Below are 21,088 nucleotides of genomic sequence, written 5' to 3' on the forward strand. Positions count from 1 at the left end.
GTATAGTAAATTAGTACAGCAGCTAACCGATGGAACAATCAAATCAAAAATTTCAAGCCTCTGCTATTGCGCCATGGCTTACTGTTAAGGATGGTGATCAGGCTTCGCAATTTTATCAGTCTGCTTTCAATGCGATAGAAACTTACCGGTTGGAAGATCCGGAAGGCGGAGTTGTAGTGAGATTGTCCGTCAACGGCGCGGAATTTTGGGTAAGTAGTGATCCGGGGAAAAGTGATGAACCTGTGGGAGGCGACTCTGTCAGGATGGTGTTAACGGTGTCAAATCCCGACGAACTTTTCCAGCAAGCGATAACAGCGGGAGCAAAAGAGATTTTTCCGGTGGGCGAGGGGCATGGCTGGAGGCTTGGCCGACTCGAAGATCCTTTCGGCTTACATTGGGAGATTGGCTATCAGCTGGCCGAAAGTAAAGCAATTAATTAAGCGTTTTTAAACTGCAGAGAATGACTATTAAAAGAGCTGATCGTTAAGCGACGATCAGCTCTTTGTTGTATTTACTCCGGTAATCGGTAGGTGAGAGGCCGGTAATTTTTTTAAAGATCGTTCTGAAAGCTTTTACATCTGAGTAGCCAACGTCATACATCACTTCATTGATATTCTTTTTGCTGGTTTCAAAGTTCTTCTTAGCAGCTTCTACTTTAACACGCTGAATATATTCCATCACCGTATTTGAGGTGGCCTTTTTGAAGCGTCGCTCAAGATTGCGCCTGCCTATTGCGAACGTATCCGCAAGCTGATCAACAGTTATTTTGTCGCGGAAGTTGCTTTCAATAAATTCCTGGGCTTTCCGGATCGAATCGTCTTCATGTTCTTTTTGGCCCTGGAAAATAATAAACGGCGACTGACTCTCCCGGTCGATTTCAATTGCAAACACTTTAGCGCACAGAATGGAAATATCTCTTCCGGCATATTTTTCTATCAGATACAGAATAAGGTTGAGATATGAAAAAGCGCCGCCGCTTGAGTATAAGCCCTTTTCATCAGTAATTAATCGTTCCGGTATGAGATTGACATCGGGAAACATTCTTCTGAATTCGTTAGCAGCCATCCAATGTGTTGCGCATTTTTTTCCGTCCAGCAGACCAGTCGAAGCCAGTATAAACGCTCCCATACATAAGCTGGCAACCTCGGCGCCATTGTGATATTGCTTGCTTATCCATGGAATAAAATCCTTGTTAATTTCAAGCAGGCTTTGAAACTCACCGTCAATCGCTGGTATGATTATAAGGTCGGTATGTTTGACTTCTTTTAAAAGTATATCCGAATGTATCGTGTAAATTCCACCGCTTACGACCGTTTCACTTTTCAGTCCAACCAGTTGGATATCAAACAGAGGTTCCTTGCCCCTGGCTGTGAAGAATTGATTTACTTGTGTAAATAGCTGTCGTGGACCCTCGATGCTTCCCATGATCGCCCTTTCAGGTACCAGAATCGATATGTGTTTCATAATTAAAGGTATATAATTGGCTTGTCGTAAACAACCCGTTCATTGGCGCATTTGCACCTGATACTTTGATAGTGGTTAGTTAAGTTTGTATTAAACCATATAAAGATGCAAAAAATTATATTTCATAATCATCTATAAATGGTTTTTCTGGAGGCCAGGTACAGTGTTGCGATCAAGCCAGCCCGTTTATTACAATATAAAAACTATTTGCATATGGTTGAGGTTTTTAAAACAAATGTTAAGCGAAGAAGCGATGCGAATCGTATTCTTTTTGAGCTTCATCAAATATTCCGGGGCTATCAAGCGAATTTTGACCTGGAAGATTGTGATAATATTTTGCGGGTGCAAAATGTCGCTATTGTTGAACCTGCCGGAATTATTCTGTTGCTGCAGGCATATGGCTTTCATTGTGAAATTTTAGCTGATATCGTCCCGGGGCACAATAGTTCAATGTTTTATTCATTTAATGTATTAAACAAAGGAGTTTATTATGTTTAAAAACACAAAAGCATTCAGCGGATTTTCAGTAAACGATTTCGCAAAAGCCAAAGAATTTTATGGAAACATCCTGGGATTAACGGTAGAGGAAATTCCCGAAATGGAAGGGTTGCTCCGGTTGAAAGTTGAAGGGGGAAATGATATTCTCGTATATACAAAACCTAATCATGAACCGGCTACGTTTACGATATTAAATTTCCCTGTAAAGGACGTGGAAAAGGCTGTTGACGAGCTGACAAGCCGCGGCGTAAAATTCGAACACTACGATAACGAGTATATAAAAACCAACGAAAAAGGGATTGCGGAAGGCGGCGGCGGACCCAGGATTGCCTGGTTCACTGATCCTGCCGGCAATATTTTGTCTGTACTGGAAGAGGATAAATAAAACGGGTCTTATTACAAGCTTTCCCTAATTCCAAATACCATTCATCTCTGTCAGAATAATTGGTTTTCCGCCGGTAACTACGATGGTATGTTCGTGCTGTGCCATAAAACCGCCTTTATTTCCAACCATTGTCCAGCCATCATTCAATGTTTCGGCGTATGTTGATATTGTTGAGATAAATGTTTCAATGGCAACAACAGAATTTTTCTTAAATCTTGTCTGATTAGACCGGTCCCTGTAATTCGCTATTTCGCCTGGTTCTTCGTGAAGACTCCTGCCTATTCCATGTCCTGTTAAATTCTTGATGACATTGTAACCACGTTTCTTAGCTTCCGTTTCTATAAGACGACCGATATCCGAAATGCGCACTCCGCCTTTTATATTGTTGATCGCTTTATGCAGAATCTGTTTTGAAGCGTCTATAAGTTTTTGGTGTTGGTTGATGTCCTGGCCGAGCACAAATGAGTTTCCGTTGTCCGACCAAAAGCCACCAAGTTCGGCTGATACGTCAATGTTGATCAGATCGCCCTCTTTTAGTACGTTGTTGCCGGACGGAATACCATGACAAAATTCATTATTTACGCTTATGCAAGTCCACCCCGGAAAACCATAGCTTAGGTGTGGCGCTGATTTAGCTCCAAAATCTGAAAGTATTTTCGCTCCAAAGTCGTCTAATTCCTTGGTTGTCATACCAGGCTGAGCGTAGTTACTCATTTCCTTCAAAGTGTAAGCAACGGCTTCACTCGCCTTTTGCATGCCGATTAATTCGGTTTCTTGTGTAATTGACATAGTGGTTTCTTGTTTTTTGATTGGCGTGGATGTTTTTAAATGGCTTGAGTGTTAACGTTTTGTAGATTTGCGATGAGCTTGCACAAATGTGTCTGCGAACACGGAACCCCGCCTATTGCAAATGTGCTGTTATGTGCTGGCTGTACCATCATTTCACAAGCAATAGTTTGTCTGCCTTAGTTTTCAGTTTTTCAAGGTCTAAGTCAAGTTTGTTTCTTTTAACTTTTTCTTTGAGTAGTTCAAGCCTTTTTAAAATTGTCGAGTGAAAGAATTTGTGTCTGTCGGTTTCGGTTAGACTGAAAAAATTCTCTTGGTCAAGTATCACTGGAATTCCAATTGATTTTTCTTTACGTCTGTAATTTCCAATTTCTTTTAATGCGTCTCGCAAATACGGAATAGGTTTTACATAGATTTCAAATAATATGAGGTGAAAATCTTGGCCAAATTCTTGCCACTTCAAACTCTTTAGTCGTTCTTTCAAACCAGCGTCACCCCATAAATATTGTTTTATTAATTCCTGATCAGTTTCACCTGATTGAAAGCTTGCATAAAACCCCAATATATTATTGTCTGCTACTGCTGTCATTTTTGCATTGTTTGTATAATCGAAGTCGATAAAGCTTTAAGAGGAACCTACGCGTCAAGCATAATGAACACAGGCGGCACGCGTGCACTAGCAAGAGCCGGAAATAACCCTCTTTTAATAACTTTCTACTATTAGCTAATCTAGTCGAGATTTGTTTGGTCAATTAACTAGTTGATTTATAGTTTTACAAGGTTGGCGTTTTTTATTATGGTTCATTTCGCAGAGATCTTATTTGTCTTCGGTATTCTCTTAATTCAGCATTATTGATCTTACTGCAACTTGATTGAAGCTTGTCAATCGTATCTAAAGCTTTTGCTGTAAATTTCAGGAAGTTTAATTCGCTTAGTGCTTTATTGGCATTGTTTCAATAAACTCAACAATGTCTTTAAGGTATTTAATACTGCAGTTTGTCTCTAATATGTACCACAAAGGAAATAGGCTATCTGCGTTGTTTATGTCGAGTTTGTTAAGTTCTTGTTGTATGAGTTCATGCAACCATTGCCCCTCTAATTCTGTCGTTACATTAAAGGTGTAATATTCTCCAGAAAACCCATCTCTCATCATTTGAAATTTGCTGCTAGAATAAGTAAAAAAAATTTCTTTTGCTCTGGAATAATCAATCATATTGGAGTCGTTATTGTGAACAAGCTAGGTTTTTACATTTAACACCAACTTGTTTATAGAAGCCACCGGATCTCCCCAATCCCGCTGCCGCAGGCAGGATTGGAGCCACGTTTCTACTTCTATCTCGCTAAGATAATTATTTCAAAACACTCAAAAGCCTTCAAATTTTACAGGTATTTGGTGTTTTTTCTTGCACTATAAGAGCTCGTTTTAGCTTTGTGACTAAGTATTCTTGCGCGGTAAAAGTTTGTTGTAGTATATTGAAAGTTAGCATTTTCATAAAGTGTTCTTGTATCCTGAAAAAGTATTTCTGCGTCCCGGTGAAGTGTTCTTGCATCCTGAGAAAGTATATTCGCATCCCGGTGAAGTGTTCTTGCATCCCTAAAAGATGTGCCAGCATTCCCAAAGAGTATTCCAGCATCCTCGAAAAGTGTTCTCTTATCCCCGAAATGTATGCTTGCATTCCAGCAAAGTGTTTTTTTATCCCGACAGAGTATTTTTCCATCATTGATTCGTAGGCAAACCTCGCCATGACTCCGGCGAAAACCCATGTAAAAGCATTGTTTCATTGTCATACACCCGATTGTTCTATATTTGAAACTCATTACGGTTATTTGAATGAAAAACACATCGATACTTACAGTACTTTTTTGCTCGTCAATTTTAAACGTTTCAGCTCAGCAAAAACCTTCCGGGAATCTTGTTCAATACGTGAAACCGATAATCGGAACCGCGAAAATGGGCCATACTTTTCCGGGTGCAACGGTGCCGTTTGGCAGCGTACAGCTAAGTCCGGAAACCGATACGCTTTCGTATGAATTGAACGGAAAGTATAACGGCGATGTTTATAAATATTGCGCCGGATATCAGTATGATGATCCTACAATCGTCGGCTTTAGCCATACGCATTTCAGCGGTACGGGCCATTCCGATTTGGGAGATTTCCTGGTCATGCCGACAGTTGGAAAACTTCAGCTTAATCCCGGAACAAAGGAACATCCTGAAAATGGTTATCGTTCTGCTTATTCTCATGCAAATGAAACGGCAGAAGCCAACTATTACAAAGTAAAACTTGATGAAAATAACATACTCGCCGAACTCACAACCACGACGCGGGTTGGATTTCATCAGTACACTTTCCCAAAAACAGATCAGGCACATATTATTCTTGATCTGATGGCCGGAATCTATAATTATGAAGATAAAGATGTGTGGACCTATGTGCGGGTTGTAAACGACAGCCTGATCACCGGCTACCGGCAGACAAATGGCTGGGCACGTACCCGGACCGTATACTTTGCATTGTCATTCTCAAAACCGTTTAACCAATATGGCTGCCAGAACAACTCAAAAAGGCAAGTGTACCGCGGCTTTTGGGGCAAGTTCGATCAGTCCAAAAATTTCCCTGAGCTAGCCGGAAAACAGCTTCGGATGTATTTCGATTTTAAAACCAATGAGAACGAAAAGATTCAGTTGAAAATGGCGCTTTCGCCGGTTAGTATGAGCAACGCTTTGGAAAATATGAAAGCGGAAATACCCGGCTGGGATTTTGAAGCGGTAAAAAAACAAGGCCAGGATCAGTGGAACAAGGAACTCAACAAGATAGTTGTCAGCACCACGCACAAGGAAGACCTGGTGAACTTCTATACGTCAATGTATCATGCGGCGTTAATGCCAACTGTTTATATGGACGTGAACGGGCAATATAAGGGCCTCGACCAGGAAGTGCACATAGCAAAGGGCTTTGTCAATTATACTTCTTTTTCATTGTGGGATACTTTCCGCGCTTTTCATCCGTACCTGAACATCATTTCGCCGTCCCGCAATGCGGATATCGTTTCGTCTATGATGGCGCATTATGATCAGACTGCTATGCACATGCTGCCGATCTGGTCGCATTATGCGAACGAGAACTGGTGTATGAGTGGCTACCACAGCGTTTCGGTGATTTCGGATGCGATCATCAAGGGAACTTATAAGGGCGATGAAAATGCTGCTCTTGATGCATGCGTAGCCACCGCAAAACACCGATCATTCGAAGGTTTGGGTTACTACATGGATATGGGTTACATACCTTCCGAGAAAAATGGTGTTTCCGTTTCCTCGACTTTAGAGTATGCCTATGATGACTGGTGTATTGCGCAGCTGGCAAAGAAGCTAAACAGGAAAGATGTTTATGAAGAGTTCAATAAGCGGTCCGAAAACTGGAAAAATGTGTATGACAAAGCTTCCGGATTCATGCGGCCAAGATTAAGCGACGGCAGCTTCCGCAAGAATTTTGATGTGTTAAAAACTGACGGACAAGGTTTTATAGAAGGCAACGCCTGGAACTTTAGCCTGTATGTGCCTCAGAATCCTGATGCAATGATTCAGATGATGGGCGGCAAAAAGAAGTTCGTTACACATCTCGATTCGTTATTTACCATGCATCTGCCGGATGAGTTTTTTGCTGAGACCGAAGACATCACCCGCGACGGCATCATTGGAAACTACGTTCATGGAAACGAGCCGGCCCATCACGTAGCTTATTTGTACAATTTTACTGATCAGCCATGGAAAACCCAGTCGACCGTGAGAATGATTTTGAACAAGCAATATCATAACGGCGCCGCCGGCCTTGGTGGAAACGATGATTGCGGGCAAATGAGTGCCTGGTATATTTTCAGCTCCTTAGGATTTTATCCGGTAGCTCCAGGTTCGGATAAGTATTACTTCGGTAGTCCGCTAGTTAAGTCGGCCACTATTACTCTTGAAAATGGAAAGACTTTTAGTATTACCGCGCAAAATCAAAGTGATAAAAATGTCTATGTTAAGCAGGTGATTTTAAATGGTAAACCGCTCGACAGGCTTTATATCACCCACGATGAGATTATGAATGGCGGTGTGTTGCAGTTCGTAATGAACGGTAAGCCGATCCGATAATTGCCAGAATGAAGTAGGGTTTTTAAAAATTTGTGCAGGAGTTCACAGAGCTTCCAGGATTTATTGAAAAGCAAGGCCTTTCCATCCTTCGGCTGGTTCAGTCCCACTCTCCACTATAGTTTTTGCCATCAATGTGACTACTGTATGAAAGACAGGATAAGCAAAAAGCTGCCGTTTCGATTGGGTTTAAACAACTTCAGTCTATGCTTCTGGCAACATCCTGCTTAGTCGGAAGGACCGTTCGAATATATTCGGTAGTACCTCGTTGCACAATCCCAATCGACCGATGAAAAGCAAACCATTCGGCAGTAAACCCGACAGTAGGTAAAGCCCACAGCGAAGCGCTGGCTAGTAGTGTGCTGGTGCGAGGACTTGGACTGCATGGCGGGGCTGCAAATGCAAAACGTGATGAACGGCCGTTTCCAGTGTTCGCCAGAGCTTTTTAAGTTAACCGAAATGCTGCTCACACTGATTTAATAAATATGAAGGTCAAAACACACAACTAATGAAAATCTACTAGATTATAAATTCATTGCGCTTCTAATAATTGATACTCTTTTTAAGGATCGTCTTCAATAAATCAACGCCACGTAACCTGATCTTACAACCGGATTTCCGCCCAGGTCTTTGGCCTTGATTACGTAATAATAAGTTCCCGTCGGGAGCGGCTGATTATTATAAGTTCCCTTCCAGTTATCGAAAATATTGCCGGTTTGGAACATTTCTACTCCGTAACGATTGAATATGCTGATGTGATAATTGGCCAGATTTGTGACGTTTATAACAAATTCATCATTTACTCCATCGCCGTTTGGTGTAAATGTATTTGGAATAAATGTGGTGTTGTCGGCTCTTATCACGAATTTTCCCTGGATAATAGAAGCAAAACATACGTTACTTTTAAATGCGGTAAGCGTTACTTCATATTCTCCGTTTATCTGGAATAAATGCTGCGGATTTATTTCGGTGGAAGTACTACCATCTCCAAAGTCCCATAGATATGAATCGGCTTCGGTTGACTGGTTGAAGAATTGAATTAAGGCTGGGTTAGATAGCTTCGCCGGCAAAGCGGGGGATGAGGTAAATGAAGCAACCGGATTTTTGTAGATGGGAGGGACGGTTACGCTGACAATCTCACTGCTGCAGTTACCCTGTTTGATGAAAAGGTTATAAACGCCTGCTACACTTTCACTCGTAACCGGAATCGCAGGTGAAGGCTGATCGCTGACAAAATTATTAGGTCCTGTCCAGGTGTATGTGGTGTTGGGGAGTAAATCTGTACTCAGGTGAATCGTGTCTTTCAAACAAAAATCAGGCTTATTAATAACAATTTTAGGCGTAGGAGGAACAAGGTCGACATGCAGTATTTTCGTTAACACAACGGGACAGTTTCCGTTATTTTGCATCGTCAAGGTTATAACCTTATCTCCCGCTATCGTATAAGTAAGGTTAAAAGGGCCGTTTGTACGTGCCGTTCGTGTGCTTGCTCCCTCACCAAAATCCCAGTCTATCGAAGTAAAATCAACCGAATTATTGTTTATCTGGAAGCTTTGAGAGTTTGTACAGGGATTTAACGTGTTAATTTCAAAATTCGGAACTGGGGTAGTTAACGCCACAGGAACCACAATTGATGCTGCGTCGCTTACGCAGTTACCAACGGCAACAGTTAAAGTATATGTGCCGGCTATCTGGTACGAGCTAACCGGAATAACGGGCGATTGCTGCGCGGAGGTAAAGTTGTTCGGGCCGGTCCAGTTGTAAACTGCGCCGGTAACCGCATTTGTGCTTAAAACAATGGAATCGCCGAGACAAAAGCGGGTTTTATTCAATGAGATTTGAGGTGTTGGCGGCTTTAAGCCTACTTCAAAAGTTTTGGATGCGATAGTAAAGCAGGATAGGTCGTTATGAGCTTCGAGAACGACTGTTTTTGTTCCGAGTGTATTATAGTGTACCGTCTCAGTGCCATTGGCGGAAGTTTGTATATCAGCCCCTTCGCCGAAGTTCCACACCAGGCGGGTTGTATTGGTAGACGTGCTTGTGAATGTATAACTTTGGTTAGGCAAACATTCGTTGTTAACAGCCATGTCAAATGACGCGTTAGGTCCTAAAAATTCCCCGGTACCTGCTTTACCGCTGGGATCTGTAAAGTCTATTGAGAAACCATTGTCGTTTCCCTGGAAGATATTTACCAAAAGCGCGTAAACATGGCCCGCCTGCATATCAACAGCTTTTAAAAACCCATTTTGCGTTGGAGAGCAACCAGATTGTTCATTCAGATCGTTCTCTGAAAAACTGAGCCCCGTCAAGTAATAAAAAGGTGTACAACCGACACCCCAGCCGGCAGCGCAACGGATGGCGTGTGCAGCATTCAGGTTTGCGCAGTTATCGGAAGTTCCAAGGTCATAAAGCACCCAGTCTATATCGCCGGTTTTTGAATCAAAAGGTGTTATCGTAAAAACCAGCGAGCCGTCGTTCGCAGCAGTCCACTTATAAAAGGCTGAATTGATTTCGGCATTGCCGCCTGCCACGTCCAGGCAAGTTCCTGATCCTTCGTTAATATTAGTTCCTATGCCGTGGATATTTATTCCTTTTACCTGCTCCTTACTGCATAAATAAGTAGCTGTGGAGCAATCGTGGCCCGGCTCGGGATTTGGCACTGAGTTAGTAACGCATACCGAAAAAGATCCGGAATTCGCCCCGCTGACAGATATAAGATATCGCTGTCCGATAATTAAACCTCCGCGGTAAAATGTAGTTGAATTATTTTGTGTTGAAGTTGTGCCGAGTAAACCATTGGAAAGCGTACAGTCGCTGAACAAGCTGATTTTAGGCGATTGAAGTGTTCCGCCATCACCTGCTCCGGCCACGGTAATGTATAAATCATATCCATCGCGCGGAACAAACGAAAACCAAACGTCATTACCACTTCCGATAAAGCTCTCAGTGGCTCCATCTGTGCTGTAGGCGCCGTTTGCTGAACAAAATTGTTTGCCGCTTGGAATAGAAGTCGCTTGTGCACAATCATCATTTGCCGGCTGGGCAAACGCGGCTTGCAGACTAATACATAAGACGGCGCTTAGAATCAATAAGTATTTAGCAAAGCATCGATAAGGCACAGGCAATTAATGTGTTAACTATCATAAATTTATGATATTTTTCAATTAAAGCCTTTCACGAAACACTACTCAATTTTCAGAATAATTTTTCCGATATGTTTGCTTGATTCCATAAGTTTATGCGCCTCTGCCGCCTCATTGAACGGAAACGTCTGGTAAATAATCGGCTTAAACAAACCTTGTTCTATGAGCGGCCAGACATGTTCTACAGCCTCTGAAGCCAGTGCTTTTTTAAAGTCATTGTCGCGATTGCGAAGAGTACTTCCGGTTATTGTCAGCCTTTTTTGCATGATCTGTAATATGTCTGCATTCATTTCAGATCCTTTTTTGGAGTTAATAAAAACCAGCCGCCCATCATTATTTAAAATTGCAATGTTCTTTGGTGTATAATCTCCGCCGACCATATCGAGAATGACGTCCACTTTTGTGTTTTTCAAAACATCTTCGAAGTCCTGCTCTTTATAATTAATGGCTATATCGGCCCCAAGGCCGGTGCAAACCATACACTTTTCCGGACTGCCGGCGGTGCTGAAAACTACCGATTTAAAAGCCCTGGCAAGTTGGATAGCAGTTGTTCCGATTCCGCTTGAGCCGCCATGTACCAGGAACCGCTCGCCTTTTTTTAACTGGCCGCGCTGGAAAACATTGTGCCATACCGTCAAAACAGCTTCAGGCAAACCTGCTGTTTCCACGAAATTTAAGTTTCCCGGCATTGGCATGCAGGAGCCTTCATGAGCCTGTACATATTCAGCGTATCCACCACCTGGAATCAATGCACAAACCCGATCCCCGGGCTTCCAGTTCCTAACGGACGCTCCGCATTCATAAACATAGCCGGACACTTCCATTCCTAAAATATCCTGGGGTGTTCCTGGTGGCGCCGGGTATTTTCCTTTACGCTGTGCTATATCGGCGCCGTTCAGGCCGGCGGCTTCTACTTTTATTAAAATCTCGTCGGCTTTTATTTTTGGTAGCGGCCGCTCGGCAATTTGTAAAACTTCTGGCCCGCCGGGTTGGGTAATGATGGCTGCTCGCATAGTTAAGTAAAGTGCTTTTTTCGGGTTAATGTTTTGTTACCAATTTGAAATATAACGTAAAAACGGATGCCTTAAATCTGGCTTGTAAAATAAGTGAACGGCATCGTGACATTATGTTTCACAATTTATTCACGAAAATTTTCCTAGGCTTTTGCCTGTAAAATTTACAGGCGTATTGAATTGGAATCTTCAATTTAGTATTGATTTAACGGAAACAAAGTTTTTCAATTTTTTTAAGCTAAAGCGGTTCCAGTCTCCGCTTTTCAGTCTGCGAAATTTTTTCTCATTAAGTGATCTGAAAAAGATAATTGAATCAATTTCCACGATGTTGTCAATTTGTCATTTGCCTAATTATCTGTTACTTAGGTAGATTCATGGCCTTTCATAATTTGTGCAGGTTCCTTCTTGCTTCTGTTTTCTGTTTTATTTTTTTTCTCTCCTGTAGTGCGCAGGACGTGGATTTTCATATCAGTAAGATTTTCCTTCAGAACAAAAATATACTAAAGGCAAAGCGCGATTTTGGAGATCCGTACCTCTGGGTACTTGCCAAAAACAACGAAGTTTACCGCATTAACAGTATTACAAATGTATTAGAGGATTATACCGCCAGGTTTAGTGCTTACGGAAATCTTAATTTCATTGATATCGCGGGACACAACAAGGATTCAGTTTATATCGCAACCAGCTCAACCAACGTAATTTTGTACCTAAACGGGCTTACAAAGGTTATCGGCTCACAAGAGGGCATTCCGGGTACAGTAAATTCTATTGGAATGGATTATCCGGGAGGCTACGTTTATGACTTCATTGACGGAGATCTTAGAGGCCGTGAGGGAGATGCATTTTTCATAGCGACAGACCACGGCATGTGTCTCTACGATTATAAACTGGGAAAAATCCTGCCAAACGCTACAAAAAAACCTGCGAAAGTATTTGAGGCAACTTACCGCTCTGAGATGTTTAGCAATCTTGATTTTGGAGGATTCTTCAGTTTGATACCCCAATATTCCACTATTCAACTTAATAAAGGCACAAGCGGTGGTTATGGAGGAACCTTATATTATGGAGCCGATGATTATGGCAATAACATATATACCGCTTATTATACTTATGGGATGGTTGGCAACGATCCGGCTGACTTGTCTGTGTATGAAAGTGGCTTCCTTATGAATATTTACTGGGGATCTGAAAATGGCTTGTTTCAAAAGGATCGCAACTATTCTTCAAATTATACCAGTCCTCACAAACATTATCTGCATGGACTTAAGGTTAATAAAATCACATCTATTTATGGCCTACGAGCTTTCGGTAGCGGTGGTTTTTTTAATCCCGGGCTAATTAAAGAGAACCTTCTTGTGGGTACCGATAAAGGTTTTTACTTCAGTACCTCAGGATATGAAGAACTAGATGAGAATCGGATGAATAAATATTCCTTTTTCAAACATCCTGGATTTGGTGATAAAGTTATAAACGACATCTGTGTTAACGCTACCTCTTATCAGCGACCGGTTTGTGAAGATGGAGTATGGGTTTCAACCGAAAGCGGACTTTATTTGCTTAAGCCAGATTACGCGCCATATATAGATTTTAAAAAGAGACTTAAAGCTATCTATTTCGGTGGCGAATATTCCGGCGATACCGTAATCCAGGTATGTCAGGGAGTGAATACAGTAGCTATTAATCCTCTTTTTTCGTCTGTCGGCAGCCTTGCGCAATGGTACAGAAATGGAATTGAGCTTTCGGGTGAGAGCGACGGTAATCTCAAGATAAATAGTTCCGGTGAGTATTATGCTATTTTGTATGACCCTTGTTCCGGCTTTCATATCGAAACAAATCATTTAAAAGTATCAGTGCTCCAGTCGCCTGTTTTTTCTTTTGAGTACCCTGATACACTAAAATATTGCAAAGGTTCTTTAGCAACTCTTAAGACAGAAAACAACCCGGCATACAGATATCGATGGTATCGTGATAATGTTCTGATTAATCAAACCAACGCCCGGCTGGATATTTCAGAAAGCGGACGTTACAGAATAGAAGTAAGCGCATGTAAAGGGAGTTGGGTTTCTTCAAAAAGTGTCAGAATCAACTTTGTGGAGTTGCCCGAGCCCGTTATTAGTTCTGCTAAGCCATCTTATTGTGAGGGTGAAACGGCGCAATTAAGTATAAATGTAAATGCAGATTCAGCAAATAACATCGACTGGTTGCGTGATGGCAAAGTAGTAAAAGATTTACATGGAAAGATAACAATCAGTACTACCGAGCCCGGGCTTTACTCAGTCGAATTGAAAGACAGTGTTTCGGGATGCAAACGATTATCGGAAGGTTTTTCACTTTCTTTTATTCCGTTCCCGGAGCTGACGATTAGCAAACAGAATATTTCCGATTTGTGTGCCGGCCAGCCCGTCGTGTTAACGGCGACTCATTCTCCCGGTACTTTTTCTTGGTCGACCGGCGAAACTAAAGATTCGATTCGTGTTTATTCGAGTGGCATGTACTATGCCACAATTAAACCGACCAGCGGATGCAGTGTAACTCTTGGTATGGGTATAAAGTTTTTCGCTAACCCGGTATTGAACTTATCCGACACCTCTGTTTGTTCATTCAGCGGAGAGAAAATTACTCTTTCCGCACCGCCAGGTTTCAAAAAGTATGAGTGGAACGGCAGGGAAGGAACAGATAAGTTTACAACCGCCGAGCCAGGCCCCGTTATATTACTGTAACGGATCGTAATGGCTGTACAGCGTCACAACACCTGATGATTAATAATCGCTGTTCCGATGTGCTATTTGCAAATACTTTTACCCCGAACGGGGATGGAATAAACGACACGTGGTCGATCATGGGTGTCGAAAATGATGTTACCGTTACTGTTCGAATATATAACCGTTATGGGAAAATTGTTTTCAGCAGCAAAGGTTATCCGATCCCATGGAACGGATTAAAAAATGGCGAAAGATTGCCTTCGGGAACTTATTATTACCTTATCGCTTTAAAGAACGACAGTCAGGTTTTACGCGGACCCGTGACGATAATTTATTGATTATTCCGCTAGTTAGCCAAAAAACAAATATGAGATAAAAATCGCCGCAATAACACCCGCCAGATCAGCAATTAGCCCCGCGGTAATCGCATAACGCGACTTTTTAATACCGACCGACCCGAAATACAACGCGACAATATAAAAAGTGGTATCAGCCGAACCATTGAAAATACTTCCCAACCTGCCGGCGAATGAATCAGGGCCAAAGGTTTTCATCGTATCGATCATCATCGCTTTTGAGCCCGAGCCGCTCAATGGTTTCATTAACGCGACCGGCAAGGCGTCAGTAAATCGCGTATCAACGTTCAGTTTCGTAAAAGCAAATTTGAACCCATCAACGATATAATCCAGCGCACCGCAGTTTCTGAAAACGCTGATCGCTGCCAGCATCGCCACCAGGTAAGGGATGATTTTTACAGTGGTTTCAAATCCGCCTTTTGCGCCTTCAATAAATGAATCGAATACGTTGACCTTTTTCTTCAGCGCCCCAATGATAAAGATGACCGGAATTGCCAGCAGCATCATATTGCTGAAAACCTTCGAAACTTCGCTGATCTGGTTTTTGCTGAGCTGCGTAGCGAAATACCAAACGATCAATCCTACAAAAGCAGTTAGTCCGCCAAGCCATGCGATTACGACTTTGTCAAACAGGTTGATTTTTTGACGGATGGCGCAGGCGATCAGTCCGACAATTGTTGCAACATAAGTTGCGATGACACAGGGTAAAAAAACGTCTGAAGGATCGGCGGCTCCAAGTATGGCCCTTTGAGCAATAATAGTTACCGGCAATATTTGTAAACCAGAGGTATGCAAAACAAGAAACATGATCTGCGCGTTAGAAGCAGTTTCTTTATGCGGATTTAGTTCCTGCAAACTTCCCATTGCTTTTAATCCGAGCGGCGTAGCAGCATTATCCAGTCCTAAAAGATTAGCCGAAAAGTTCATCATCATTTGGCCTGTTGCGGGATGATTTTTCGGTACCTCTGGAAAAAGGCGATTAAAGAACGGCCCCACAATACGAGAGAGGAAATTGATAGCTCCGGCGCGTTCACCGATATTTAAAATACCCAGCCACAATGCCATTGTGCCCATTAATGGCAAGGCGATATCCATCACCGCTGACTTTGACGTATCAAACAAACCTTCTATCAGATGTTGAAATATCTCGGTGTCACCAAAAAAAATCAGCTTTATGAGAGCAACTACAAAAGCGATAATGAAAAATGCGATCCAGATATAATTTAATGCCATCCTCTTTTGTTAATCAAGCCGTTGAAATTATATTTTTTTAGCAGTAATCCTTCCATTGTTGAAAGATAAAATTTCGTTTTCGCTGTCTTTGATAATGAAATTTGCCGGTTGTTCAATCGCCAGGGGTGTTTCAGTGACTATATTTAAAGCGGAAATATCGTACTCCTCATATCCGAAAAAACCCGATAAGTCACCCATATCTTCAATCCGGTAAACATAAGAAATAGCTGAATTGCTGATTATTCGTTCAGCAACCAGTCCGATATCTATAACTGCGTTATTTATCCGGCAATTTTTCAGAAGAATAGAGAAGTGCCTTTTTTCGTTAACCGGCAACTGCTCATAGCTTGAAACATCAGGTTCGCCAAAATCGGCGCCAGCTATCGAATAAACACCTGTCAGCATAGCAATAAATACAATTTTGCGCACGAACTGCCGGTCAAAGTCGTCTTTGTATCCGCCTGATTCGACAAGCAGGGTGCTGCTGCCCGCTGCCTGGCAATTGTCGCCAAAAGCCCGGGGTTCAAATTCATCGAACCATTTGCCGATATATTTGGGGATATAAGTTTGCAGAACATCATTAATGTTTGTAGCAAGTTGCATCGCCTTTAAGCGCGTATCGTTAACAGAGCATGCATCATCGTATGGCGGAGCTAAAAGCGAGATCGTTGCCGGATTTCCCGATTTCCCTGCGCTCCACTGAATGCTTTGGTCATGCAGGTTGAATGAAAAGTCTGGCTTGATATTCTCGTGAAACAAGCGCAAAATTCTCCCTTCCGGAGATTGCTGGGCCAGATAATCACGATTGATGTCGATACCTTGTGCATTTCGACGGGTATTCAACTCAGCGCCGTCCGGGTTTAAAAAAGGCAGGATATAAAATGTACAGTTGTTAAGTATAAGATGCCTGACTTTGTTGAATTCGTCGTCTGCTGAAAAGAAGTTAAGTAAATCAAATAAAGCCATTGTCGCGGTCGGCTCATCGCCATGCATCTGGCTCCAGAGCATAACGCTTTTTGATCCGGAGCCGGCCTGGATGGAATAGATGGGCCTTTGCAAAAAGGAACTGCCGACTTCCCCGATTTTGAATAACGGATTTTCCCAAAGCTTTTTTATTTCCGCTTCAAATTGCGAAAATTGAATATAGTTCGAACCAAACGAAGTATTAAGAAAATCGGATTCATAGTTATCTATTATGGGCTTAAGCTTATGCGGCATAAATAGCCAAAGTAATAAATTCGCGAATACTTCTCAAAACTGACAAATTTTGGAAAGCATGTTTCTTCGTTATCGGTTTCGATAGTCCCTTGTTCCGCTGTAGTTTTTACCGTTAGCGGCATCGCTAAAATAAAATCTGCACCGGTAAAAAGCTGCCGCTTCACCAGGGTTTATTGTACGCGGGGCAAACTTTCATGGTAAAGGAACCGGTCCAACGTTGAAAGTTGAGCAATGACCGTCCGGCCTAAACCGGATCGAAATGGACATCTTTTAATAAATGAACATTTAAAATCGACAAGCAGAAAACTGCCTTTTACGCTAAATAACCGCAAAAAAAAATGCTTACCATTCGATAAGCATTTTTCAATAATAACATATAAATTTTACTTCTTTTTCGCCGGAGTCGTCTTTGTCGGAGTTGTTTTCGCAGTTTGCTGCTGTTGTCTCATGTAATCTTCCATACGTTTCTGGAAGCCGGATTTTTTCTTTTCCGCAGCGGGTTTTTTCTTGTTTTCCTGTATCTGCGCATGGATTTTATCATCGTTCACAAAACTACGGATGATAAATTGCTGCCCGAATGTAAGCATGTTGGCAAGGAAATAATAATAATTCAGGCCGGAAGGGTAGCTATTCAATACGCCGAAGAAGATGATCGGAGAAATATACCCGATATATTTCATCTGGCCTGTAGCGCCCGAAACCTGGTTGTTAAAATATGTATAGATCAGCGTCGAAATTGTCATCAGGATACACATTAAACTTATGTGATCCATGTTTAACAACGGAATTTTAGGGAAAGTGATCAACGCGTCATACGTCGAAAGGTCCTTCATCCATAAAAAGTTTTCCTGGCGCAGTTCAAACAGGTTAGGGAAGAAGAAGAAGAACGCCATTACAATCGGAAGCTGCAACAACATGGGTATACAGCCGCCAAGCGGATTTACGCCGGCCTTTTTGTATAATTTTAGATATTCCTGTTGTAATAAAGTAGGATTATCTTCGCCAACTTTGCCTTTAATTTCATCCATCTCCGGCTTCAATACTTTCATTTTCGCCATCGACAGGTACGATTTGTACGTCAGCGGCGAAAGTGCCAGTTTCAGAAGAATAGTGAGAACAAGAATAATAAGACCATAATTCCAGCCAAAACCGTTCAATAAATTAAACACAGGAAGTACTATGAACCTATTTACATATTTCAGAGGCCAGTAGCCCATATCAATCTGCTGTTCAAGATCAAAGCCTTGGTCCTTAAGTGTGCTGTACTTGTTCGGTCCGAAATAAAATTCCAGCGGATAAGCGCTTACATCGCTACGGCTAAAAGGAAGCTGCATGTTAGCAGCATATGATTTAACCATACCGGGTATTGTCAGTACATTATTTGCGATAGTTCCTTTTTCGAAACCATTTTTAGCGATCAATACGTTTGAGAAAAAGTGCTGTTTGAATGATATCCACTGCACTTTTCCGTCCTCGCCAAGATCTTTTTTATCATCCTTGCTAACGCTTAAGTGGTCAACCTCTCCATCGCCGTGTTTGAAATAGGCGGAAGAATAACGCTCTTCGTATTTAATATCCTTTTCTTTTTGCGGAAGAACGGTTTCCCAGTTTAGCACAAGGTTTTGCTGCGTGGCCGCTACGACATCCTGCATGCCTTTGGTGGCGATCGTCAGGCCAACTTTATAGCTGTTGCCTTTAAGAGAATAGATGTAATCGATATATTTTCCTTCGGCATAGGTTAAACGCATGGTTACCGACGAGGAATCATTTTTAGAAACGTTTACAGATCCTGATGAAGGAGTGAAATACAAATCGTTTGTAGAAATGTTAACGCCGGCCGAGTTGAATAATAAGCCGAATTTATTAGCATCGCCGCTGAACATAATCAGCGGTTTTTTGTCGTAAGTTTTAAATTCTTTCAGTTCAACCGATTCGATGCGGCCGCCTTTTGAACTTAAATTAACCTTAATAAGTTCGTTTTCAAGCGTTATATTTTGATTGGTTCCAGCATGTGCAGCTCCAAAAGGACCCTTTAGAACCGAAGAATCAACAACTGCCGGTTTGCTGGCCACCTGGCTTTTGACAGCTGGTTTGCCTTGCTGAACCCGTGCAATTGAGTCTTGCACAAATTTTTCACGCTTTATCTCCTGCTCATTGGGCTTTAAAAAGAACGTAGAGGCAACAATAATAACAAGGATCAAGAAAAGACCCGTAAATGTATTTTTATCCATTATATTTTATATCACTTACTTCTTTTGGCATGAGCCAGCGAAGCGGCGACAAAGTTAACAAAAAGTGGGTGAGGATTAGCAACTGTTGATTTTAATTCCGGGTGAAATTGCCCGCCAATAAAAAATGGATGATTTTTCAGTTCTACGATTTCAACGAGGTTGTTTTCAGGATTAATTCCAGAGGCAATTAAACCGGCATCTTCAAATTCTTTCAGGTATTTACTATTAAACTCGTAACGGTGGCGGTGACGTTCGGAAATATGTGCTTTGCCGTAAATAGAGGCGGCTTTACTTCCTTTTTTTAGATCGCAGGCATAAGCGCCGAGGCGCATGGTTCCACCTTTATTTTTGATTTTCTTTTGTTCTTCCATCATGGAAATTACCGGGTGTTTGGTATGATCATCCATTTCGGTGCTGTGAGCATCTTTCCAGCCGATGACATTACGAGCGTATTCGATAACCGCGCATTGCATGCCAAGGCAGATCCCAAAAAACGGAATGTTATTTTCACGAACATACCTGATCGCTTCAATTTTACCTTCAATCCCGCGGCTGCCGAAACCTGGAGCGACTAATACGCCATGCATACCCGCTAATTTTTCCGCGGCATTTTCCGGCGTTAAGCCTTCAGAATGAATATGCTTTAATCTGACCTTGCATTCATTTTTAGCTCCCGCATGCACAAAAGCTTCATTGATCGATTTGTAAGCATCAGGCAATTCAACATATTTTCCGATAATACCGATGTTGATTTCCGCTGTTGGATTTTTTAGCCTTCCCAGGAAATCCTTCCAGTTATCAAGTACAGGGTCACTTTTTAACGGAAGTTTTAGTTTGGTAAGAACGGTCTTGTCGAGCTGCTCCTTCAGCATTAGTAAGGGCACATCGTAAATTGACGGAGCGTCAATAGATTCTACTACCGCGTTGATGTTTACGTTACAAAATAATGCGATTTTTTTGCGGAGTTCCAGGTTGATATGATGCTCTGCACGGCAAACCAGGATATCTGGCTGTATACCGTATTCCAAAAGCATTTTAACGGAGTGCTGCGTTGGTTTGGTTTTTAACTCGCCGGCAGCAGCCAGATAAGGAATAAGTGTCAGGTGAATAACCAGTGAGTTGCTTGAACCGGCCTCCCAGCGAAACTGGCGAACAGCTTCGATAAACGGCAACGACTCAATATCCCCAACTGTGCCGCCAAGCTCTGTGATCACGATGTCGTATTCACCGCTGTCACCCAGTAAACGCATATTGCGCTTAATTTCATCTGTAATATGCGGAACAACCTGCACGGTTTTACCGAGGTAGGCACCTTCACGTTCCTTGCTTATTACATTCTGATAAATACGACCCGTGGTGATATTATTGGCCTTTGATGTCGGAACATTTAAGAAACGCTCGTAATGTCCCAGATCGAGGTCGGTTTCTGCGCCGTCTTCTGTGACATAGCATTCGCCGTGTTCGTATGGATTAAGCGTCCCCGGGTCAATGTTAATGTAAGGGTCAAATTTCTGGATTGTTACGCGGTAGCCACGCGACTGGAGAAGTTTTGCAAGAGATGCGGAAATAATACCTTTCCCTAACGACGAAGTAACGCCGCCCGTAACAAAAATGTATTTAGTCATGATTTCTGAAGGATTTAACTCGAATTTGCCTGGCTGAAAAGAGCCAGATAAATTGTTTTTGTACGGGATACAAAAGTATGAAAATTTTTGGATGCGCGGAAGTTTGTTGAGAATTGTATGTGGAGAAGTGCCGCTGGAAAAATAAACAGGTTAATTTGAATAGCTGACCACCTGGCCGATCTAAAGAATTATAACAGGTTCACGGTTAATGTAAGCTTGGTAGTCATTGCACGTATTTTATTACCAAATATACGTGCTTAGAATAATAGTTTCAGAATCTCTCTTACCTGAGGTTTGATGGA

Annotated in this window: 17 protein-coding genes; 6 read left to right on the plus strand and 11 right to left on the minus strand. The window is 42.1% G+C overall.

Annotated features, from left to right (window positions below):
• Positions 1 to 29 precede the first annotated feature (29 nt).
• Complete coding sequence (locus tag GS399_RS15380) at positions 30 to 440, plus strand: VOC family protein (protein ID WP_160845531.1); 411 nt, start codon at positions 30 to 32, stop codon at positions 438 to 440.
• A gap of 43 nt (positions 441 to 483) precedes the next feature.
• Here GS399_RS15380 and GS399_RS15385 read toward each other — a convergent pair whose 3' ends face one another.
• Positions 484 to 1,464: a GlxA family transcriptional regulator gene (locus GS399_RS15385; protein WP_160845532.1), complete on the minus strand. Its 981-nt coding sequence runs from the start codon at positions 1,462 to 1,464 to the stop codon at positions 484 to 486.
• A gap of 138 nt (positions 1,465 to 1,602) precedes the next feature.
• On the opposite strand from GS399_RS15385, the gene GS399_RS20705 reads away from it, so the two are divergent.
• A complete protein-coding gene (locus tag GS399_RS20705) occupies positions 1,603 to 1,962 on the plus strand; it encodes a hypothetical protein (protein ID WP_202409477.1) in 360 nt (119 codons plus the stop codon).
• The gene (locus GS399_RS15395) at positions 1,955 to 2,347 is read left to right on the plus strand and encodes a VOC family protein (RefSeq protein WP_160845533.1); all 393 of its coding nucleotides are present in this window, start codon (positions 1,955 to 1,957) and stop codon (positions 2,345 to 2,347) included. Before GS399_RS20705 ends, GS399_RS15395 begins: the two co-directional genes overlap by 8 nt.
• 24 nt (positions 2,348 to 2,371) lie before the next feature.
• On the opposite strand, the gene map is transcribed toward GS399_RS15395, so the two are convergent.
• The 4 genes from map to GS399_RS15415 all read right to left on the minus strand — a co-directional run bounded on the left by map (position 2,372) and on the right by GS399_RS15415 (position 4,951).
• Entirely contained in the window at positions 2,372 to 3,136 is a 765-nt protein-coding gene (gene map / locus GS399_RS15400; protein WP_160845534.1) for a type I methionyl aminopeptidase, read from the minus strand.
• A gap of 148 nt (positions 3,137 to 3,284) precedes the next feature.
• Positions 3,285 to 3,722: an Imm44 family immunity protein gene (locus GS399_RS15405; protein ID WP_160845535.1), complete on the minus strand. Its 438-nt coding sequence runs from the start codon at positions 3,720 to 3,722 to the stop codon at positions 3,285 to 3,287.
• Positions 3,723 to 4,064: 342 nt separating this feature from the next.
• Positions 4,065 to 4,346, minus strand: coding sequence for a hypothetical protein (locus tag GS399_RS15410; RefSeq protein ID WP_160845536.1), 282 nt, complete (start codon positions 4,344 to 4,346; stop codon positions 4,065 to 4,067).
• A 167-nt stretch (positions 4,347 to 4,513) separates the two neighbouring features.
• Positions 4,514 to 4,951, minus strand: coding sequence for a hypothetical protein (locus GS399_RS15415; protein ID WP_160845537.1), 438 nt, complete (start codon positions 4,949 to 4,951; stop codon positions 4,514 to 4,516).
• Positions 4,952 to 4,964: 13 nt separating this feature from the next.
• Between GS399_RS15415 and GS399_RS15420 the strand changes: the two genes are divergently transcribed.
• The gene (locus tag GS399_RS15420) at positions 4,965 to 7,268 is read left to right on the plus strand and encodes a GH92 family glycosyl hydrolase (protein ID WP_160845538.1); all 2,304 of its coding nucleotides are present in this window, start codon (positions 4,965 to 4,967) and stop codon (positions 7,266 to 7,268) included.
• 572 nt (positions 7,269 to 7,840) lie between these two features.
• Here the strand turns inward: GS399_RS15420 and GS399_RS21030 are convergent.
• Positions 7,841 to 10,354, minus strand: a complete 2,514-nt coding sequence (locus GS399_RS21030; RefSeq protein ID WP_160845539.1) for a T9SS type B sorting domain-containing protein — start codon at positions 10,352 to 10,354, stop codon at positions 7,841 to 7,843.
• 95 nt (positions 10,355 to 10,449) lie between these two features.
• On the minus strand, positions 10,450 to 11,421 hold the full coding sequence (locus GS399_RS15430) for an NAD(P)H-quinone oxidoreductase (protein WP_160845540.1): 972 nt from the start codon (positions 11,419 to 11,421) through the stop codon (positions 10,450 to 10,452).
• 455 nt (positions 11,422 to 11,876) lie between these two features.
• On the opposite strand from GS399_RS15430, the gene GS399_RS15435 reads away from it, so the two are divergent.
• Positions 11,877 to 14,141 carry a hypothetical protein gene (locus tag GS399_RS15435; protein ID WP_160845541.1) on the plus strand — a complete coding sequence of 755 codons (2,265 nt, stop codon included), beginning with the start codon at positions 11,877 to 11,879 and terminating at the stop codon, positions 14,139 to 14,141.
• Between the two features lie 35 nt (positions 14,142 to 14,176).
• Positions 14,177 to 14,461 (plus strand): T9SS type B sorting domain-containing protein, encoded by a 285-nt coding sequence (locus GS399_RS15440; protein ID WP_160845542.1) that lies wholly within the window; start codon positions 14,177 to 14,179, stop codon positions 14,459 to 14,461.
• A gap of 12 nt (positions 14,462 to 14,473) precedes the next feature.
• Here GS399_RS15440 and GS399_RS15445 read toward each other — a convergent pair whose 3' ends face one another.
• The 4 genes from GS399_RS15445 to pyrG form a co-directional block, all read right to left on the minus strand.
• On the minus strand, positions 14,474 to 15,712 hold the full coding sequence (locus tag GS399_RS15445) for a nucleoside recognition domain-containing protein (RefSeq protein ID WP_160845543.1): 1,239 nt from the start codon (positions 15,710 to 15,712) through the stop codon (positions 14,474 to 14,476).
• 27 nt (positions 15,713 to 15,739) lie between these two features.
• Positions 15,740 to 16,930 (minus strand): M14 family zinc carboxypeptidase, encoded by a 1,191-nt coding sequence (locus GS399_RS15450; RefSeq protein ID WP_160845544.1) that lies wholly within the window; start codon positions 16,928 to 16,930, stop codon positions 15,740 to 15,742.
• Between the two features lie 383 nt (positions 16,931 to 17,313).
• Complete coding sequence (gene yidC, locus GS399_RS15455) at positions 17,314 to 19,161, minus strand: membrane protein insertase YidC (protein WP_160845545.1); 1,848 nt, start codon at positions 19,159 to 19,161, stop codon at positions 17,314 to 17,316.
• 11 nt (positions 19,162 to 19,172) lie between these two features.
• On the minus strand, positions 19,173 to 20,786 hold the full coding sequence (pyrG, locus tag GS399_RS15460) for a CTP synthase (RefSeq protein ID WP_160845546.1): 1,614 nt from the start codon (positions 20,784 to 20,786) through the stop codon (positions 19,173 to 19,175).
• Between the last annotated feature and the right edge of the window lie 302 nt (positions 20,787 to 21,088).

The sequence above is a fragment of the Hufsiella arboris genome (assembly GCF_009834875.1).
Classification (GTDB): domain Bacteria; phylum Bacteroidota; class Bacteroidia; order Sphingobacteriales; family Sphingobacteriaceae; genus Hufsiella_A; species Hufsiella_A arboris.

What these genes read in the sequence shown, in the direction of transcription:
- GS399_RS15380 (WP_160845531.1), top strand. Translation starts at nt 30, where the DNA reads ATGGAACAATCAAATCAAAAATTTCAAGCCTCTGCTATTGCGCCATGG.
- GS399_RS15385 (WP_160845532.1), bottom strand. Translation starts at nt 1,464, where the DNA reads ATGAAACACATATCGATTCTGGTACCTGAAAGGGCGATCATGGGAAGC.
- GS399_RS20705 (WP_202409477.1), top strand. Translation starts at nt 1,603, where the DNA reads ATGGTTTTTCTGGAGGCCAGGTACAGTGTTGCGATCAAGCCAGCCCGT.
- GS399_RS15395 (WP_160845533.1), top strand. Translation starts at nt 1,955, where the DNA reads ATGTTTAAAAACACAAAAGCATTCAGCGGATTTTCAGTAAACGATTTC.
- map (WP_160845534.1), bottom strand. Translation starts at nt 3,136, where the DNA reads ATGTCAATTACACAAGAAACCGAATTAATCGGCATGCAAAAGGCGAGT.
- GS399_RS15405 (WP_160845535.1), bottom strand. Translation starts at nt 3,722, where the DNA reads ATGACAGCAGTAGCAGACAATAATATATTGGGGTTTTATGCAAGCTTT.
- GS399_RS15410 (WP_160845536.1), bottom strand. Translation starts at nt 4,346, where the DNA reads ATGATTGATTATTCCAGAGCAAAAGAAATTTTTTTTACTTATTCTAGC.
- GS399_RS15415 (WP_160845537.1), bottom strand. Translation starts at nt 4,951, where the DNA reads ATGAGTTTCAAATATAGAACAATCGGGTGTATGACAATGAAACAATGC.
- GS399_RS15420 (WP_160845538.1), top strand. Translation starts at nt 4,965, where the DNA reads ATGAAAAACACATCGATACTTACAGTACTTTTTTGCTCGTCAATTTTA.
- GS399_RS15430 (WP_160845540.1), bottom strand. Translation starts at nt 11,421, where the DNA reads ATGCGAGCAGCCATCATTACCCAACCCGGCGGGCCAGAAGTTTTACAA.
- GS399_RS15440 (WP_160845542.1), top strand. Translation starts at nt 14,177, where the DNA reads ATGATTAATAATCGCTGTTCCGATGTGCTATTTGCAAATACTTTTACC.
- GS399_RS15445 (WP_160845543.1), bottom strand. Translation starts at nt 15,712, where the DNA reads ATGGCATTAAATTATATCTGGATCGCATTTTTCATTATCGCTTTTGTA.
- GS399_RS15450 (WP_160845544.1), bottom strand. Translation starts at nt 16,930, where the DNA reads ATGCCGCATAAGCTTAAGCCCATAATAGATAACTATGAATCCGATTTT.
- yidC (WP_160845545.1), bottom strand. Translation starts at nt 19,161, where the DNA reads ATGGATAAAAATACATTTACGGGTCTTTTCTTGATCCTTGTTATTATT.
- pyrG (WP_160845546.1), bottom strand. Translation starts at nt 20,786, where the DNA reads ATGACTAAATACATTTTTGTTACGGGCGGCGTTACTTCGTCGTTAGGG.